Source organism: Luteimonas lutimaris (assembly GCF_039537065.1).
In the GTDB taxonomy this organism is placed as follows: domain Bacteria; phylum Pseudomonadota; class Gammaproteobacteria; order Xanthomonadales; family Xanthomonadaceae; genus Luteimonas; species Luteimonas lutimaris.
Genome location: NZ_BAAAZU010000010.1, coordinates 81,146 through 98,706, shown reverse-complemented (window position 1 = coordinate 98,706; position 17,561 = coordinate 81,146). Strand labels below are relative to the sequence as shown.

Sequence of the window (17,561 nt, the reverse complement as noted above, 5' to 3'; positions counted from 1 at the left end):
CTCAGGCGGAATGGGCCGTTGCCGCTTCCGCGCCCGGATCCTCTGATGCCAGGCTGCGTTCGCGCGCCAGGTCGGTGGCCATGCCGTCGACGATGTGCACGTTGCGATGCGCGCGGGCGGCCAGCTCGGGGTCATGGGTGACCATGATGATGGTCGCGCCCTGCGAGTTGATGTCCTCCAGCAGCTCCATCACGCTGCGCGCCATCTGCGAGTCGAGGTTGCCGGTGGGCTCGTCGGCCAGCAGCAGGCGTGGGCTGCCGGCGAGTGCGCGCGCGATCGCCGCACGCTGCTGCTGTCCGCCCGAGAGTTCGGCCGGGTAATGCTTGATGCGCGAGCCCAGGCCGACCATGCCCAGTGCGTCCTCGATCCGCAGCCGGCGCTCGCCGGCCGGCATGCCGCGGTAGCGCAGTGGCACGTCGCAGTTGTCGAACAGGTTCAGGTCCGGGATCAGGTTGAAGCTCTGGAAGATGAAGCCGATCTTCTGGTTGCGCAGCTTGCTGCGCTGGTTGTCCGACAGGCCCTTGACGTTCTCGCCGTCGAGCATGAACTCGCCGTCGGTGAACGTTTCGAGCAAGCCTGCGATGTTGAGGAACGTGGTCTTGCCCGACCCGGACGGACCGGTGACGGCGACGAATTCGCCTTCCTTCACGTGCAGGTCGAGTGAACGCAGCGCGTGCGTCTCGACCAGTTCGGTGCGGTAGACCTTGGAGACCTGGCGCATGTCGAGCATCGGGATGTTCCTGTTCGAAGAATGGGGTATTGCAATCTGTCCGCAGCAGCGGCGGGGCGTGCGCTCAGCGCACGCGGAACAGCGGCTGCAGCGTGGGGTTGCGTGCATAGCCGCGCTGCGCGACGCGCGACCTGCGCGCCGGGCTGTTGGCGCAGGCGTCGGCGCCGGCGCGCACGGCATCGAAATCGATCATCTGCGACAGGCGCAGGTGCCGCGGCATGGCGTCGACGAGGTCCTGCGCATTCCAGTGCCGCGGGAACGAGAAGTAGGCGGGGGACTTACTGCTCAGGGCGTACATGACTCACTCTCCATTGATGCGGACACGGTCCGCGTTGCCAAACTGGTCCGTGCCGGAGACGACGATGCGGTCGCCTTCCTTGAGGCCGGACATGATTTCCACCTGGCCCAGGCTGCTGGCGCCGGCCTGGATCGGGCGGCGCGTGGCGCTGCCGCCCTCGACCACCCAGGCGACGCTGCCGCCGTCCTGTTCCAGGAACGGGCCGCGCTCGACCATCAGCACGTTCTTGCGCGTGTCGAGCACGATGCGCGACGACAGCCGCTGGTTCTGGCGCAGGCCGGGTGGCTGCTGGCCGTCGGCGAAGCGCAGGCGGGCATTGACCTCGCCGTTGACGACCTCGGGCGACACCGCCGAAACCTCGGCCTTGTAGACCTTGCCGTTGCTGGTGACCTGCGCCGGGATGCCGATGCCCAGGTCGCGGGCGAAGCTTTCGGGCACCTTGATCTCGACCTCGAACCGGGCCAGGTCGACGACGCTCAGCACCGGCCCGTTGGCGACCACGCTGGTGCCCTGCGGGACCTGCACCTGGCCGACCTGGCCGTCGAACGGCGCGCGGATCGTCAGCGCCTCGACCTGGCGCCGTGCCTCGGCCACCACTGCCTTCTGGCGGTCGGCGAGCAGGCGCTTGTTGCGCGCGTCCAGGCCGGCGCCTTCGCCCTGCAGCGTGTTGTCCTTGCGGGCGCTCTCCAGTTCGATCTCGGCCTTCTTCAGGTCGTCCTGCGCCTTGGCCAGTTCGTTCTGGGAGACCGCGCCGCCCTCGAAAGCGCGCTGGTAGCGCTCCAGGTCGCGCTGTGCGGCGGTGCGGCTGATCTCGGCCTGCTGCACGACCTTGCGTGCGGCGGCGCGGGCGATCTGCGCGTCGAGCACCGCGCGGCTGGCCTCGGCTTCCATGCTGGCGAGCGTCGACTCCTCCTGCACCAGCTTGCTGCGCAGTTCGGGGCTGTCGATCACCGCCAGCGGCTGGTCCTTCTTCACCACGTCGCCGGCGACCACCTTGAGCGCGACCGTGCCGGCCGCGATGGCATACAGGGTCGGGCTGTTGGCGGCGATCACGCGGCCGTCGGCCGACAGGTCGCGCACCAGGTCGCCGCGGGTCACGGTAGCAACGCGCACGCGGCTGGCATCGAACGAGCGTCCGCCCGAGTTCCAGCCGATCACGACCCACGCCGCCAGCGCCAGCAACAGGGCGCCGGCCACGCCGCCGACGATCAGGCCCTTGCGGTGGCGTTTGCCCAGGCGGGCGGACGACACCACCTGGTCCTGGCCGGAGGTGTCGCGGATGCGGGTGCGGTTGTCCATGTGCAGGTCTTGGATGTTCGAGGGCTTCATATGGTTGCAAGATGCAAGTTGCGTGCCAATTGTAACATGTTGATTTTATTAAAGTTTATCGAGGCGTACGGGTGTCCGGTCGGACACCGGGAGCGTCCGCGCGGACACCCTTCCTGCGTTCTTCCATACAGGCTGCACCGCTCGTGGGGCATTCCCTTGAGAGCAGCCATGTGGGAGCGGCCCTGTGGGAGCGGCCATGGCCGCGATGCCTTCGCGGGGAGCCATCGCGGCCATGGCCGCTCCCACAGGGAATGGGCAATGGCCGGTCCCTGGGCGCATGCGCCGTCCGCGGGCGCGCGCTGGCGTGCGACTACAATCGCCCTTCACCAGAAAGGAGTTCCCCCCTACATGTGCGGCATCGTCGGCGCGATCGCGGATCGCGATGTGGTTCCCGTCCTCATCGAAGGCCTCAAGCGCCTCGAATACCGCGGCTACGACTCGGCCGGTATCGCCGTGGTCGACGGCGACCAGCAGCGCGACATCCGTCGCGTGCGCCGCACTGGCCGTGTTTCGGAGATGGAGGCGGCCGCCTGCGGTGAAGGATTGCGTGCCGACCTCGGCATCGGCCACACCCGCTGGGCCACGCACGGCGGTGTCACCGAACTCAACGCGCACCCGCACGTCAGCCACGGCGTGGCGCTGGTGCACAACGGCATCATCGAGAACCACGAAGAGCAGCGCGCGCGCCTGCAGGCGCTGGGCTACGCATTCGAATCGCAGACCGATACCGAGGTCATCGCCCACCTGATCCATCACTACCTGCAGGATGGCAACGACCTGCTTGCTGCCCTGCAGCGTGCGGTCAAGGACCTGCATGGCGCGTACGCGCTGGCCGTGGTCAGCCGTGCGGAACCGAATCGCATGGTCTGCGCCCGTATGGGCTGCCCGCTGCTGGTCGGCCTGGGCGAGGGCGAGAATTTCATCGCTTCCGATGTCTCGGCCATCATCCAGGCCACGCGCCGGGTGATCTTCCTCGAGGAAGGCGACACCGCCGAAGTCATGCGCGATGGCGTGCGGGTGTTCGACGACGCCTGTGCCGTGGTCGAGCGCGAGGTGCACGTTTCCGACGTGTCGCTGGCCTCGCTGGAGCTTGGTCCCTACCGCCACTTCATGCAGAAGGAAATCCACGAGCAGCCGCGCGCGATCGGGGATACGGTCGAGGCGTTGATGGATGCCAACGCCTTCGGTCCGGAGCTGTTCGGAGAAAACGCGCAAGCTGTCCTGGGTGATGTCGAGGGCGTGCAAATCCTTGCCTGCGGCACCAGCTATTACGCCGGCTCCACCGCCCGCTATTGGATCGAGGCCATCACCGGCCTGCCGTGCAGCGTCGAAATTGCCAGCGAATACCGCTACCGCACCGCGGTGGCCAACCCGAAGCACCTGGTGGTGACGATCTCGCAGTCGGGCGAAACGCTCGACACGATGGAGGCGCTCAAGTACGCCAAGTCGCTAGGACACGACAGGACCCTGTCGATCTGCAACGTACCCGAGAGCGCGATCCCGCGCGCCAGCAAGCTGGTGCTGTACACCCGCGCCGGCGCCGAGATCGGCGTGGCCTCCACCAAGGCGTTCACTACCCAGCTGGTCGCCCTGTTCACGCTGGCCGCGACGCTCGCCAAGCTGCAGGGCCGGCTGCCGGAAGACAAGGAAGCCGAATACATCGAAGCCCTGCGCCATCTGCCCGGCAGCGTGCAGCACGCGCTCAACCTGGAGCCGCAGATCGCCGCGTGGGCCGAGCGTTTCGCGCCGAAGCAGCATGCATTGTTCCTCGGCCGCGGCGTGCACTACCCGATCGCGCTCGAGGGCGCGCTCAAGCTCAAGGAAATCTCCTACATCCACGCCGAGGCCTACCCGGCGGGCGAACTCAAGCACGGCCCGTTGGCGCTGGTCGACGCCGACATGCCGGTGGTGGTGATCGCCCCCAACGACAACCTGCTGGAGAAGGTGAAGTCCAACATGCAGGAAGTCCGCGCGCGCGGCGGCGAACTGTTCGTGTTCACCGACGCCGACAGCAACTTCAGCGAATCCGAAGGCGTCCACGTCATCCGCACCCCGCGCCACGTCGGCGTGCTCAGCCCGATCGTGCACACCATCCCGGTGCAGCTGCTCGCCTACCACGCCGCCCTGGCGCGCGGCACGGACGTGGACAAGCCGCGGAACCTGGCCAAGTCGGTGACGGTGGAGTAGGGGCAGGATCCAGCCCTTCTCCTGCGCAGTGGGAGAAGGTGGCGCGCAGCGCCGGATGAGGGCGCGAGCGTAGCGAGCCTGCTGTTGCTCCCAGCACATACGCGCTGCCTTCACGACCCTTTGCGCGCAGCGCCGGCACCCTCGGTGCCTATTCGCCATCCGGTTGCGGGCTCGACCCGGCCTGCTCGATGCCTCGTCTCGATCGCGCGCATCGGTCCACGGCAGGAAGGGAGATGGACCGCAACCGCTGCAGCGCATGCGCGATCGTCGTGGCGATGCCGATGCTGGCCGGTTGCGCCGGCTCCGGCATGTCGACGTTGGCGCCGGCGGGAGCGGAAGCCGAGGCGGTCGCGCACCTGTTCTGGATCATGGTGGCTGGCGCGGGCGTGGTGTGGGTGGCCGTGTTCGGCATCGCGCTGTACGCAGCCCTGCGCCCCGGACCGCGAGACCGTCGCACCGGGCGCTGGCTGATTCTCGGCGGCGGCGTGATCGTGCCGACGGTCGTGCTCGGCGCGCTGCTGGTGTACGGATTGCTGCTGATGCCACAGCTGCGCGAGCCGGCCGAGCCGGAAGGGCCGTACATCGCGGTGTCCGGCGAGCAGTGGTGGTGGCGCGTGCGCTACGTCGGTTTCGGGGCGGAGGGCGGCGACGACGCGGTCACGCTCGCCAACGAGATCAGGCTGCCGGTGGGGGCACGGGTGCGGCTGCTGCTCGACAGCCCCGACGTCATCCACTCGTTCTGGATACCGTCGCTGGCCGGCAAGGTCGACATGATCCCCGGCCGGACCACGACCCTGGTGCTGGAACCCACGCGCACCGGCGTGTTCCGCGGCGCCTGCGCCGAGTACTGCGGCACCGCACACGCGCACACGCGCACATGCGCTTCGTGGCGGTGGTGAGCGAGCGCGCGGAGTTCGACCGCTGGCTGCGCGCCCAGGCCGCGCCCGCGCACGCGCCGCGCACGCCGCAACAGCAAGCCGGCCAACAGGCCTTCCTGCGCAACGGCTGCGGCGCCTGCCACGCGGTCCGCGGCACGCGTGCGCGCGGCACGGTCGGGCCGGACCTCACCCACGTCGGCAGCCGGCTCGAGCTGGCCGCAGGCACGCTGCCCAACGACGCGGCCGCGTTCGAGCGCTGGATCTCCGCCGCGCGGAACGCAATCCGATGTATCCGGAACTCGTCGGCCGGTACGCGGAATACCTCGCGCTGCAGCTGAGGCTGTTCAAGGCCGACCGCCGCGGCGGCACGGGCTACACGCCGGTGATGCGGGAGATCGCGGGCCGGCTGGAGGAAGACGACATTCGCGACTTGTCGGCGTATTACGGGTCGCTGCGGGGGCAGTGAGGGGGGCCCGGCTGCGAAGGCTTGCCAAGCCCCCGACAACTGTGCATACTGTGCATACTCTACAAGCACAGTAGTCTGTGAACCCTGAATTGTTTCTTTCGGCCAGCGATCCAAGGCCGATGTACCAGCAGATCGTCGACCAGATCACTGCCAAGGTGATGGCGGGGGACTGGACGGCCGGCCAGCCGCTGCCTTCCATCCGCGAGCTGGCGGCGGCCAGTCGGGTCAGCGTGATCACCGTGCGCCGCGCGTACGAGGAGCTCGAGCGGGCCGGCCTCATTGCCACCCGCCAGGGCAAGGGCTCGATGGTGGCCGAACGCAGTGACCTGCCCACCGTGCTGATGCACGAGGAACTGCAGCGCCAGTTGGAGGGCTTGCTGGCCTGCGCCGCCCGGCTCGGCCTGCCGCGCAGCGAACTGCACCGCCTGATCGACCAGGCCGCCGATCCCGACACGGGCAGCGCGGCCGACCCCACGAACCGGAAAGGATCCACGCCATGACGCTCGCCTTCTCCCTGTCCGGCATCGCCAAGCGCTACCCGCACTTCGCGTTGCAGGATGTCTCGCTGGATCTCCCCGAAGGCCAGGTGATGGGCCTGGTCGGCGTGAACGGCGCCGGCAAGACCACGCTGCTGCGCCTGCTGACCGGGCTGGCCGCGCCCGATTCCGGCGAGGTGCAGGTGCTGGGGCATCGCCTGCCCGAAGGCCAGGTGGACGCCAAGCGCGACATCGGCTTCGCCTCCGAGGACATGCGCCTGTATCGGGGCCAGACACTGCGCTGGCACATGGACCTGGTGAGCCGCATCTACCCCGGCTGGGACGAGCCCTATGCGGACGACCTGGTGAAGCGCTTCGAACTGCGCCCCGAGCAGGTGCTTGGCGGCTTCTCCCATGGCCAGCGGGTCAAGGCCCTGCTGTTGCTGTGCCTGGCGCGGCGCCCGCGCCTGCTGCTGCTCGACGAGCCGACCACCGGTCTGGATCCGGTGGCGCGCCTGGAGGTACTGGAAGCCCTGGCCGACGTGCTGCGCGACGAGAGCCGCAGTGTGCTGTTCTCTTCGCACAACACCCACGACGTCGAGCAGCTCGCCGACAGCATCACCTTCCTGCACAAGGGCCGCCTGGTGGCCTCGGCCGACAAGCACGCGTTCGTGGACAGCTGGCGCCGCGTCGTCTGCCAGGGCGCATTGCCCGCCGGACTGGACGCGTGGCCCGAGATCGCCAGCGCCCGCGCCAACGGCAGCGTGGTCGAGATCAAGGCCCGAGCCTGGAACGACCAACTGCCCGCTCGCCTGGCCGCGCAGGGCCTTCAGGTCCAGCGCGCCGACCCGATGGCGCTGGAAGACATCTTCGTGACCGCAGTTCGTTCTGGAGGCGTGGCATGACCCTCAATACCCCCGTGATCCGCCTGCTGGTCGCCAAGGACTGGCAGTTGTTCCAGAAGCAGCTCGCCTTCTACGTGCTGGCCGGCATCGTCGCCCTGTGCTTCCTCGGCCTGGCCAAACCGTGGGCCTTCTACGTGGGCTCGTTGATGCTGCTGATCGTGATGGTCTCCGCAGCGTGCTTTTCCATTTCCACCTCGCTGATGGTCGAACGCAAGGAGCAGACACTGGCCTTCGTGATGAGCCTGCCGGTGTCGCCGCTGGACTTCACGGTATCGAAGCTCGCGGGCAACGCGCTCACGTTCGCGGTGCCGTTCGTGGTGTTGCTGGGCGGCACGCTGGCGGTGGTGCTGTTCACGCCGCTGCCCGACGGCCTGTTCGTGTACGCGCTGCTGATCTTCGCGTACCTGCTGTTCGCCTATGCCGTCTCGCTGGCGGTGGCGATGTCGGTGGAGTCCGAAGGCTGGGCCACCTTCGCGATGATCGGCTCCATGGTGCTGATCAATCCCTACATCATGGCGCTGACGCAAGTTCCGGATATCAGCGAGCGGGTGAGCGTGGATGCACTGGTGTGGACGACCCCGGCGGTGGCGATCCTGGCCACCCTGGTGGTGCTGTCGCTGGCAGTGCTCGGGCTGACCGGCTGGTTCCACGCCCGCAAGCCGGCGTTCTACTGACGCCATGCCTGTCCCCGTCCCGCAGGAAAGATTGCACTACATGGATCACCTGCGGGCGCTGGCCATGCTGGCCGGCGTGCTCTTCCACGCGGCGCTGGCCTACAGCCCGGTGATGAGCGGGTTCTTCCCGACCGCGGACCGCCAGAGCAGCGTGTGGGTGGATGCCGTCGTCTGGGGCCTGCACCTGGTAAGGATGCCGCTGTTCTTTTTGGTGGCGGGGTTCTTCGCCGCCTGGGTGATCGACCGGCGCGGCGGCACCGCCCTGGCGCGACAGCGCCTGCGCCGCATCGCGCTGCCGTTCCTGTTGGCGTGGCCGCTGGTGTGGCTGGCGCTGTCGTCCAGTACCGGCTGGGCGGCCATGAACGTGGAGCATCCCTCCGCGTTCCTGGCCATGGTGCGCGAGTGGATGCAACTGCCTGACCGGCCGCGCGCACCGCCGAACACGGCGCACCTGTGGTTCCTCTACTACCTGCTGCTGTTCGGCGTGCTGCACTGGGTGGCGCGCACGCTGGGGCTCGGTCGCCTTGGCCAGTGGCTGGTTCGCCGCCCGCCGGCATGGTTGCTGGCCGGCTTGCCGCTGTTGCTGCTGCCCGCGCTGGCCTCGGTGAGCGCACCGCACCCGGCGCCGGAAGGGCTGTTGCCGCAGTTCTGGGCGATTGCGTTCTACGGGACTTTCTTCGCCTTGGGCACGTTGGTGCACGGGCAGCCGGATTGGCTGGCGCGCGCGCAGCGCGCAGCACCTTGGCTCGCCGTTGGCTGCGTCGTGCTCTACGCCACCTTCCTCTGGCGTCTCGCCGTCGAGTTGCCGGGCCAGGCGCATCCCACTGCGTCATGGCTGGTCGCCGCGCTGGAAGCCATCCTCAGCGTCTGGCTGACCGTGCTGTGCCTGCTGGCCGGCCAGCGCCTGCTCCATCGCCCCAGCGCGACGATGCAATACCTGGCACAAAGCGCCTACTGGACTTATCTGCTGCACCTGCCGCTGCTGTTCGCGCTGCAGTACCTGCTGATGGACCTGACGTTGTTCTGGCCGCTGAAGTTCGGGCTGGCCATGACCACCACGCTCGCGCTGTGCCTGGTGAGCTACCAGCTGCTGGTGCGGCATACGCCGCTGCGTCGATTCGTGGGCTGAGGGGATCGTAAAGGGTGCGTACCAGCTGGGATGGTCCATTTGGGTCGAGCGCGGGACGCTCGTGGCCGCTTTCGGCCACTTGACAGGATCATGCACACCTACTGACACCTGACTGGCGTACGCGGATACTGCGCGAATGAATGACCCCATACGAATCGACGGCCCCACGCTGCAGGCTCTGATCGATCACGCCGATCTCCTGCACATCGCTGCGACACCGCCCGCCGATTGCGGCCGGGTGGACATACCCCGTGAACTGGATGCTTTGCGTGCGAGACTGACTGCGCAGCGCGATGAACACCTACAACCATGGTTCGTCCTGCTCGACGAGAGTATTCAATTCTTCATCCAGTTCGAACGCTACTTGTACGAAGTCCCACCCAACAGCAATCTGATGGGATACGCGATAACGGTTTCTAGATTGAAGAGAGACATTCTTTCTATTCGCGAGCTACTCGCGATTGGTCAAGGCATAGGGGCGAGCGTACTTGCTCGCGCCTTCGTTGAGAGTATTGAAATTGCAATGGCGCTAGCGTTGAACGCAGAGACCTGCAAAGCCTTTGCTGAAACGAACGACACAAACGAATTCTGGAACAAGCACATTGGATACGGCCGCGTGTACGAGCAAATGCTTCAGTATGCCGCCGCGTGTGGCGTCGATGAGACGCACGCCACGAAATTAGTGGAACGGCATCGAGAAGCAAAAAAGCGTTTCTCAGACAGTACGCACGGGGGACGAAACTCCTCTTTGTTTGGCGCATTCAGTCCTTCGCTCACGAGCTCAGAGGAGGTGCACTTCTTGTCATTGGGTGCTCATACGTGGCAGACGCAGTTCTTGGCGCTCTTCGTAGCACAGGAAACACAAGCCTTCGCGGGCTCCATGGTCAAAGGTACGATGCGACCCAATCCACTCCATCTCTATAAGGACTTCAGGACCAGCGGGCGTTTCATGAATGCTGCCGTCTCGGCCCATGTCCTACAAGAATTGCTAGGGCGCTATGAAGAACGCCTCCAGGCGAGCATGCGATAACTAGGGGCAGACTTGTTAGCCCTTCGCATGGCGGGGGAGCCACGCAGACGCAAGACTAGCTGCTAGTTGCTATCAACGGGGGTCCGCTTCGCGTCGAAAGCAGTCCTCTTGACAGGCGGTGAGAGCGCCGGTGTTTCCAGCCGCAGCGCGCTCCCGAATTTTCTTGAAGTCATGCCTCATCCATGAAAACCCGCTCGTCGCCATAGGGGACTGAGAACAATTCTGCACCGCTCTCGCAAGGTTGCCGCTATCCATTTCCGGAGGCGAGGCCTGGTTTCCTGCGCCCCCCGAGTCACAGCCATCAACCCCGACCCGGGCATCCGCCGCTAGGCCGCATCGCCCAGTGTGCTGTTCTCCAGGACGAACCGATACTTCACATCGCTCCTGAGCATCCGCTCGTAGGCCTCGTTGACCTGGTCGGCGCGGATCATCTCGATGTCGGCGACGATGCCGTGTTCGGCGCAGAAGTCCAGCATCTCCTGGGTCTCGGGGATGCCGCCGATCATCGAGCCCGCCAGCGTGCGGCGCTTGCCGACGAGGTTGAACACCTGCGGCGAGGGGTGCGGGGTGGCGGGGACGCCCACCAGCACCATGGTGCCGTCGCGCTTGAGCAGGGTCATGAAGGCGTCCAGGTCGTGCGGGGCGGCGACGGTATCGAGGATGAAGTCCAGGCTCTTCCGGTGCACCTTCATCTCGTCGTCGTTGCGCGACACCACGACCTCGTCCGCGCCCAGCGCCTTCGCAGCTTCGCGCTTGGACTCCGACGTGGTGAAGGCGACGACGTGCGCGCCCATCGCGTGCGCCAGCTTGATGCCCATGTGGCCCAGCCCGCCGATGCCGACCACGCCGACCTTGCTGCCCGGCCCTACCTTCCAGTGGCGCAGCGGCGACCAGGTGGTGATGCCCGCGCACAGCAGCGGCGCCACGGCGGCGAGCTGGTCTTCGGAGTGGCGGATCCGCAGCACGTAGCGCTCGTGCACGACGATCTGCTGCGAATAGCCGCCCAGCGTCCAGCCGGGCGCGTCGGGCGTGCGGCCGTTGTAGGTGCCGACCATGTGGTCGCAGTAGTTCTCCAGCCCTTCGCCGCAGTCCTCGCACTTTTTGCAGCTGTCGACGATGCAACCGACGCCCACCAGGTCGCCCACCTGGAAACTCATGACGTCCCCGCCCACCGCCGATACGCGGCCGACGATTTCGTGCCCCGGTACGCAGGGGTACTGTGTGCCCGCCCATTCCGAACGCACCTGGTGGATGTCCGAATGGCACAGGCCGCAGTAGGCGATGTCGATCCGCACGTCGTGTGCGCCCACTGCGCGCCGGATGATGTCCATGGGTTCGAGGGGTTGGTCGCCGGCGTGGGCGCCGTAGGCTTTGGTGGTCATGGGGGAGGTTCTCCGTGGGGTTTCGGGTCAGGTCGAGCGGCTGTGGCCAACCGCGCGCGAGGCGCGGGAGGACGGTGAAGCGGTGCCAGCGGCAAGGCTAACGTCAGTATCAGGCTGCCTGTCCGCGAGGTTCGTTAAGCAGAAGTTGCCAGTATCCAACGTCGATCCAGTGGTCCTGCTTGAAGCCCACCTGCTTGAAATGGGCGACTTTCTCGAACCCCAGTCGCTCGTGCAGCGCAATGCTGGCGTCGTTCGGCAGCGCAATGCCGCCGATGACGGCATGAATGCCCCGGACGCGCAGGCGATCAACCAGCTCGGTGTACAGCGCCCGGCCGATGCCTTGCCCCCGGCTCGACTGATTCAGATACACGGTCGATTCGGCCGAATGCCGATAGGCGCAGCGCCCTTTCCATCTGGAGGCGTAGGCATAGCCGACAATCGATCCCCGATCTGTCGCAACGAGCCACGGGAGCTGCGAGTCGCCTGCTTCCGCGATCCGCGCGCGCATATCGTGCGCGGATACGGCGTCGGTTTCGAAGGTAGCGCAGGTGTTTGCTATGTAGGGGTTATAGATCGCGGCGATTGCTGCCGCGTCATCGCCCGTGGCGTTACGGATGTCCATGCGAACAGTCCTCTCGCAGGCGAGATCGCTGCAAGGGCTTGATTGTCTGGGGAAGATCGCTGCGAATCAATCACCGCGAGAACGCGCCCCGGGATGGCACTGCTGTTGCGTCGGGACGCTCGCCACCATGAATCGACCCGACGTAGAGCCTTCAGGCAGTCGTTGCAGAGCTGGCCTCGACGGCACCAGACTCCCGGGCCAGGCGGCGGGCGTCATCGGCGCCTTTCCGCTCGCTGTAGCGATCTACCAGGTAGTCGCTGCGCCCGCGAACCATCAGGGTGAACTTCACCAGTTCCTCCATGACGTCCACCACGCGATCGTAGTAGGGCGACGGGCGCATGCGTCCGGCGTCGTCGAACTCCTGCCAGGCCTTGGCGACCGACGACTGGTTGGGGATGGTCACCATCCGCATCCAGCGCCCCAGCACGCGCAGGGCGTTGACCACGTTGAACGACTGCGAGCCCCCGGAGACCTGCATCACCGCCAGCGTACGCCCCTGGGTCGGGCGCACGCTGCCGTCCTCGAGCGGGAGCCAGTCGATCTGGTTCTTGAACACGCCGGTGATGGTGCCGTGCCGCTCGGGGGAGACCCAGACCTGGCCCTCCGACCACTGCGACCACTCGCGCAGCTGTCGCACTTTCGGGTGGTCCTTGTCGACGCTGTCCAGCATCGGCAGGTCGCGCGGGTCGAACACCCGAGTCTCGGCGCCGAGGTGATGCAGGATGCGCTGCGCTTCCAGCGCCAGCTTGCGGCTGTACGACTGCGGCCGCAGCGAGCCGTACAGCAGCAGGATGCGGGGCGCGTGCGCGACGGCGTCGGCACCGAGGGCGTCGCGCCGCGGGGCCGGCAGCAGGTCGGTCGCCAGGTGGGGGAGATCCGGGAGTAGGGATACTTGCTGCTCGATATTCATTCGACTATTCTAGAATTATGGAAACGGAACAGGCAATAGCCGCGCTTACGGCGCTGGGCCACGCGACCCGGCTGGCGGCCTTCCGGCTGCTGGTCGAAGCGGGCCCCGACGGCCGCATGGCTGGCGAAATCGCCGAGGCGCTCGCCGTGCCCGGCGCCACCCTGTCCTTCCATCTGAAGGAGCTCGTGCATGCGGGCCTGGTCGAGAACGAGACCCGCGGCCGCAACGTCTGCTACCGCGCCAGGTTCGATGCCATGAACGGGCTGGTCGCCTACCTGACCCACAACTGCTGCGCGGACTCGCCGGACGAGGCCTGCGCGCCGGGCCCGGCGGTTGGTCGTGCCTGCTGATCGCAACGACTGCCCATTCCCACCACCTGGATCCAACCGATGAAACGTCGCGTCCTGTTTCTTTGCACCGGAAACTCGGCCCGCAGCGTGCTGGCCGAGGCCACGCTTCGCGCGTGGGCCGGCCACCGCTTCGAGGTCTTCAGCGCCGGCAGCCAGCCTGCCGGCACGGTCAACCCGTACGCGCTCGGCCAACTGGCGGCCGACGGCATTGCCACCGCCGGGCTGCGCAGCAAGTCCTGGGACGAGTTCGCCACCGCGGATGCGGCGCCGATGGACCTGGTGGTGACGGTCTGCGACTCGGCAGCGGCCGAGGCATGCCCGATCGTGTTCGGAGACTTCCTGCGCGCGCACTGGGGCTTGCCGGATCCGGCGGCGGTCGAGGGCGACGATGATGCGAAGCGCGAAGCCTTCCGCCAGGCCCACCGCATCGTCAAGGCGCGCCTGCAGGCGCTGTTGGCGCTGCCGGCCGATGCCTGGGATGACCGCCCGGCCCTGAAGCAGGCGCTCGACCGCATCGGCTTCGTGGAACCCGACGACGAGGCGGCCAACACGGCCGAGGCGATAACCCGAAAGCCCAAGGCCTGATCCATGCTCACGGCACTGCTGATCTTCGTCGCCACGATCGTGCTGGTCGTCTGGCAGCCGAAGGGCCTCGGGGTGGGCTGGAGCGCCATGTTCGGTGCCGCGCTGGCCCTGTTGACCGGCGTGGTGGCGCTGGCGGACATCCCGACGGTCTGGGGCTTCGTCTGGAACGCCACCTTCACCTTCATCGCGTTGATCATCATCAGCCTGCTGCTGGACGAAGCCGGCTTCTTCGAGTGGGCCGCGCTGCACGTGGCGCGCTGGGGCAGGGGCAGCGGGCGCAGGCTGTTCGCGCTGCTGGTGCTGCTGGGTGCCGCGGTGTCGGCGCTGTTCGCCAACGACGGCGCGGCGCTGATCCTCACGCCCATCGTGATCGCCATGCTGCTGGCGCTGAAGTTCAGCCCGGCAGCGACGCTGGCCTTCGTGATGGCGGCCGGCTTCATCGCCGACACCGCCAGCCTGCCGCTGGTCGTGTCCAACCTGGTCAACATCGTGTCGGCGGACTACTTCGACATCGACTTCGCCGCGTACGCGTCGGTCATGGTGCCGGTCAACCTTGTCGCCGTCGCCGCGTCGCTGGGCATGCTGATGTGGTTCTTTCGCCGCGACATCCCGGGCCGCTACGAGATTGCCGAGTTGAAGGAACCGCGCTCGGCGATCGTCGACACCATAACCTTCAACGCGGGCTGGGCGGTGTTGGCGTTGCTGCTGGCGGGATTCTTCGGGCTGGGGAGGATCGGCGTACCCATCAGCGCCGTGGCAGGCGCCGGCGCCCTGATTTTGCTGGGCGTGGCGGCACGCGGGCACCGGATATCGACCCGCAAGGTGATCAGGGAAGCGCCGTGGCAGGTCGTGGTGTTCTCGCTCGGCATGTACCTGGTGGTCTACGGCCTGCGCAACGAGGGACTGACCGACCACTTGGCGACATTGCTGGACCTGTTTGCCGGATACGGCGTGTGGGGCGCGACGTTCGGGACCGGCCTGCTGATCGCGTTCCTGTCATCGATCATGAACAACATGCCGACGGTGCTGGTCGGCGCGTTGTCCATCGATGCCAGCCAGGCGGAAGGCATCGTACGCGAGGCGATGATCCACGCCAACGTCATCGGCAGCGACCTGGGGCCGAAGCTCACCCCGATCGGCAGCCTGGCCACGCTGCTCTGGCTGCACGTGCTGGCACGCAAGAACGTCAGGATCACCTGGGGCTACTACTTCAAGGTCGGCGTGGTGCTGACGCTGCCCGTACTGCTCGCCACCTTGGCGGCTTTGGCGCTGCGACTGAGTCTTGGGTGATGGGGCGGCGGTGGTGCGGCGTCGCCAGGAGACCACGTAGGCTGGGTTGGCTTCGTAGGCTGGGTTGGCTTCACCAACCCAGCCCTCCGCGAAACCTGATGCGAACGCCGGGTTGGTGAAGCCAACCCAGCCTACGGCCCTGCAATCGTCAGCGCTTCACGAACCGGTAGGCGAAACGATCGGTCTTGCCCTTGATCGAGGGGTCGAACACCTTGACCGCGTGCGGATCGTCCTTGTTCGCGAGCATGGGGCTTTGCGCGTCCAGTACGAAGCCCGCCGCCTCCACCTCCTCGCGGACGGAAGCAGGGTCGATCCGGTGCAGAGACTGGGTATCGCCCGTGCCCGTCCCGGCTGCGGCGGCGTGGTCGACGATGACGTAGGAACCGCCGGGCTTGAGCCGCTCGTACAAGGCGCGATTGAAGTCGGCAGCCGTCGCGCCCCTGGCCCGGATCAGCGCGGTGTGGAGATCGTGGTAGAACAGATGCAGCCACAGGACATCCGCTGGCTGCGTGACCTCGGGCAGCGCCAAGAGGTCTGCTGAGACAGCTTCGACGTTCTCCCGCCCCGGCTCCTTCGCAAGCGTCCGCATGCGACCGACTGGATCGTTGTTGAAGTGGGCGACTTCTGCCGGCACGAAGCTGTAGATCCGTCCTTCGGGTCCCGCGGCGTCGGAGAAAATTCGGGTCCAGTCGCCGTCACCCGGGTAAACGTCGATGACGGTCGAGCCGGCATCGACTCGTGCGAACCGGATCAACCCGGATTGCCTGGATTGGTTGTACATCGGGACCTCCGTTGCGGTCGGGAATCATGGGTGCGGATGGCCAGCGCCAGGCCGATCAGGACGCCATCTGCGAGGCTCGCGCCAGTGCCTGCGTGTCGATGTACTCCCGGATGCTCGCCAGCCTGCCATCACGGACAGTGATGGCGAAGATCCAGTCGTCCTCGAACGACTTGCCCGTGGCCTTGATCTTGCCGCTGGCGAAGCCGACGACCAGCACGCGGTCTGCCTGCGCCACGAATTCGCGGGGCTCCATGAACGAGGTTTCCACGGTTTCGGAAGCTTTCTGGAAATGATCCTCCAACCCCGCGTGCCCGCGGCGCGTGCCGGCCAGCGGCCAGTCCTGGCCCGGAATGATCCACTCGATATCTTCGTCACACAGCGCCAGTGCACCTGGCCTGTCGCCGCGGCGGAGTGCCGCGAAAAAATCCTGCACGACCTGGACATTCTCTCGGGTGCTCATCGAAATCCTTGCATCCATTTCAGATCCGTTCTCATTCAAGCCACGGCTCAGGAACGCACGAACTCGAGCATGTCCGCGTTGAGTTCGCCCGCATGGGTGGTGAGCATTCCATGGGGATATCCCTTGTAGATCTTCAGCGTCCCGTTCGTAAGCAACTCAACCTGCTTCAGCGCGGCGTCCGCGTAAGGAACGACCTGGTCGTCGTCGCCTTGCATGACGAGCGTCGGGACGCTCATCGAGCGCAAGTCTTCCGTCTGATCCGTCTCGGAGAATGCCTTGATGCCTTCGTAATGTGCCAGTGCGCTTCCCATCATTCCCTGGCGCCACCAGTTGTCGATGGTTGCCTGCGAGACTTCCGCTCCCGGCCGGTTGAATCCATAGAACGGACCCGACGCGACAGCCAGGAAGAACTCTGCTCGATTGGCGGCGAGTGAGGTTCGGAATCCGTCGAACACGGAGATCGGAGTGCCGCCCGGATTGGCATCGCTCTTGACCATTATCGGCGGTATCGCCGCTACCAGGATCGCCTTGGCAACACGTCCTTGCGGTTGCCCGTGCCTTGCGACGTAGCGCGCCACCTGGCCTCCGCCGGTCGAATGACCGATGTGGACCGCGTTGCGAAGGTCGAGCGCGTCAGCCACGGCCGCGGCATCCTCTGCGTAGTGATCCATGTCGTGGCCCCAATCCACCTGTGCGGAGCGTCCGTGGCCGCGCCGATCGTGCGCAACGACACGATATCCATGCGAAAGGAAGAAGAGCATCTGTGCATCCCAGTCGTCCGATGAAAGTGGCCATCCATGGTGGAACACAATCGGTTGTGCGCTCTTCGGGCCCCAATCCTTGTAGAAGATGTCCACGCCATCCTTCGTCGTGATGTAGTCCTTGCTCATAGCGATATCTCCAGTTGATGGTTTGCCGGCGCCAGCCCAGGCGACGGCCGGGATGAGACTGACTGCCATTGCTCCCGCTGCGCCGGCGACGAATTCCCTGCGGGTGAAAGTCGTCCGTTCCCTGGAGGCGGTTTCCAGCTGATGATTCATTCCACGGTCCTCCTCTGAATCAGGCGATTGCGTCTTCGG

Annotated in this window: 21 protein-coding genes; 12 read left to right on the top strand and 9 right to left on the bottom strand. The window is 66.4% G+C overall.

The annotated features are described in order from the left end of the window. Position 1: 1 nt before the first annotated feature. The 3 genes from ABD679_RS09855 to ABD679_RS09845 all read right to left on the bottom strand — a co-directional run bounded on the left by ABD679_RS09855 (position 2) and on the right by ABD679_RS09845 (position 2,327). Positions 2–730: an ABC transporter ATP-binding protein gene (locus ABD679_RS09855; protein WP_344759811.1), complete on the bottom strand. Its 729-nt coding sequence runs from the start codon at positions 728–730 to the stop codon at positions 2–4. Between the two features lie 64 nt (positions 731–794). After that, entirely contained in the window at positions 795–1,028 is a 234-nt protein-coding gene (locus ABD679_RS09850) for a hypothetical protein (protein ID WP_344759810.1), read from the bottom strand. Positions 1,029–1,031: 3 nt separating this feature from the next. Then, positions 1,032–2,327, bottom strand: coding sequence for an efflux RND transporter periplasmic adaptor subunit (locus tag ABD679_RS09845; protein WP_344759809.1), 1,296 nt, complete (start codon positions 2,325–2,327; stop codon positions 1,032–1,034). Positions 2,328–2,705: 378 nt separating this feature from the next. On the opposite strand from ABD679_RS09845, the gene glmS reads away from it, so the two are divergent. The 9 genes from glmS (at position 2,706) to ABD679_RS09800 (ending at position 10,102) form a co-directional block, all read left to right on the top strand. Further along, positions 2,706–4,544 (top strand): glutamine--fructose-6-phosphate transaminase (isomerizing), encoded by a 1,839-nt coding sequence (gene glmS / locus ABD679_RS09840; protein ID WP_344759808.1) that lies wholly within the window; start codon positions 2,706–2,708, stop codon positions 4,542–4,544. A 233-nt stretch (positions 4,545–4,777) separates the two neighbouring features. Continuing rightward, positions 4,778–5,443: a cytochrome c oxidase subunit II gene (locus ABD679_RS09835; protein ID WP_344759807.1), complete on the top strand. Its 666-nt coding sequence runs from the start codon at positions 4,778–4,780 to the stop codon at positions 5,441–5,443. Further along, on the top strand, positions 5,422–5,760 hold the full coding sequence (locus ABD679_RS09830) for a c-type cytochrome (protein WP_344759806.1): 339 nt from the start codon (positions 5,422–5,424) through the stop codon (positions 5,758–5,760). The genes ABD679_RS09835 and ABD679_RS09830 overlap by 22 nt, the downstream gene beginning before the upstream one ends. Then, the gene (locus tag ABD679_RS09825; protein ID WP_344759805.1) at positions 5,709–5,888 is read left to right on the top strand and encodes a c-type cytochrome; all 180 of its coding nucleotides are present in this window, start codon (positions 5,709–5,711) and stop codon (positions 5,886–5,888) included. The genes ABD679_RS09830 and ABD679_RS09825 overlap by 52 nt, the downstream gene beginning before the upstream one ends. Before the next feature lie 119 nt (positions 5,889–6,007). Next, a complete protein-coding gene (locus ABD679_RS09820; RefSeq protein ID WP_344759804.1) occupies positions 6,008–6,388 on the top strand; it encodes a GntR family transcriptional regulator in 381 nt (126 codons plus the stop codon). After that, positions 6,385–7,269, top strand: coding sequence for an ATP-binding cassette domain-containing protein (locus tag ABD679_RS09815; RefSeq protein ID WP_344759803.1), 885 nt, complete (start codon positions 6,385–6,387; stop codon positions 7,267–7,269). The genes ABD679_RS09820 and ABD679_RS09815 overlap by 4 nt, the downstream gene beginning before the upstream one ends. Beyond that, entirely contained in the window at positions 7,266–7,943 is a 678-nt protein-coding gene (locus ABD679_RS09810) for an ABC-2 transporter permease (protein WP_344759802.1), read from the top strand. The genes ABD679_RS09815 and ABD679_RS09810 overlap by 4 nt, the downstream gene beginning before the upstream one ends. Positions 7,944–7,983: 40 nt before the next feature. Further along, the gene (locus tag ABD679_RS09805) at positions 7,984–9,072 is read left to right on the top strand and encodes an acyltransferase family protein (protein WP_344759801.1); all 1,089 of its coding nucleotides are present in this window, start codon (positions 7,984–7,986) and stop codon (positions 9,070–9,072) included. 136 nt (positions 9,073–9,208) lie between these two features. Continuing rightward, entirely contained in the window at positions 9,209–10,102 is an 894-nt protein-coding gene (locus ABD679_RS09800) for a hypothetical protein (RefSeq protein ID WP_344759800.1), read from the top strand. A 326-nt stretch (positions 10,103–10,428) separates the two neighbouring features. Here the strand turns inward: ABD679_RS09800 and ABD679_RS09795 are convergent, their stop codons facing one another. The 3 genes from ABD679_RS09795 to arsH all read right to left on the bottom strand — a co-directional run bounded on the left by ABD679_RS09795 (position 10,429) and on the right by arsH (position 13,016). Beyond that, positions 10,429–11,484, bottom strand: coding sequence for an NAD(P)-dependent alcohol dehydrogenase (locus ABD679_RS09795; protein WP_344759799.1), 1,056 nt, complete (start codon positions 11,482–11,484; stop codon positions 10,429–10,431). A gap of 109 nt (positions 11,485–11,593) precedes the next feature. Next, a complete protein-coding gene (locus tag ABD679_RS09790; protein WP_344759798.1) occupies positions 11,594–12,106 on the bottom strand; it encodes an arsinothricin resistance N-acetyltransferase ArsN1 family B in 513 nt (170 codons plus the stop codon). Positions 12,107–12,257: 151 nt separating this feature from the next. Beyond that, positions 12,258–13,016 carry an arsenical resistance protein ArsH gene (gene arsH / locus ABD679_RS09785; RefSeq protein ID WP_344759797.1) on the bottom strand — a complete coding sequence of 253 codons (759 nt, stop codon included), beginning with the start codon at positions 13,014–13,016 and terminating at the stop codon, positions 12,258–12,260. Positions 13,017–13,033: 17 nt separating this feature from the next. On the opposite strand from arsH, the gene ABD679_RS09780 reads away from it, so the two are divergent. The 3 genes from ABD679_RS09780 to ABD679_RS09770 are packed head-to-tail and all read left to right on the top strand — an operon-like array spanning position 13,034 to position 15,241. Further along, positions 13,034–13,366: an ArsR/SmtB family transcription factor gene (locus tag ABD679_RS09780; protein ID WP_344759796.1), complete on the top strand. Its 333-nt coding sequence runs from the start codon at positions 13,034–13,036 to the stop codon at positions 13,364–13,366. Between the two features lie 39 nt (positions 13,367–13,405). Further along, positions 13,406–13,951, top strand: a complete 546-nt coding sequence (locus tag ABD679_RS09775) for an arsenate reductase ArsC (protein ID WP_344759794.1) — start codon at positions 13,406–13,408, stop codon at positions 13,949–13,951. A gap of 3 nt (positions 13,952–13,954) precedes the next feature. Further along, positions 13,955–15,241 (top strand): arsenic transporter, encoded by a 1,287-nt coding sequence (locus tag ABD679_RS09770; protein WP_344759793.1) that lies wholly within the window; start codon positions 13,955–13,957, stop codon positions 15,239–15,241. Positions 15,242–15,389: 148 nt separating this feature from the next. On the opposite strand, the gene ABD679_RS09765 is transcribed toward ABD679_RS09770, so the two are convergent. The 3 genes from ABD679_RS09765 to ABD679_RS09755 are packed head-to-tail and all read right to left on the bottom strand — an operon-like array spanning position 15,390 to position 17,372. After that, positions 15,390–16,022, bottom strand: a complete 633-nt coding sequence (locus tag ABD679_RS09765; protein WP_344759792.1) for a class I SAM-dependent methyltransferase — start codon at positions 16,020–16,022, stop codon at positions 15,390–15,392. Between the two features lie 55 nt (positions 16,023–16,077). Continuing rightward, positions 16,078–16,521, bottom strand: a complete 444-nt coding sequence (locus ABD679_RS09760; RefSeq protein ID WP_344759791.1) for a nuclear transport factor 2 family protein — start codon at positions 16,519–16,521, stop codon at positions 16,078–16,080. 8 nt (positions 16,522–16,529) lie between these two features. Beyond that, entirely contained in the window at positions 16,530–17,372 is an 843-nt protein-coding gene (locus ABD679_RS09755) for an alpha/beta fold hydrolase (RefSeq protein WP_344759841.1), read from the bottom strand. Positions 17,373–17,561: the final 189 nt, after the last annotated feature.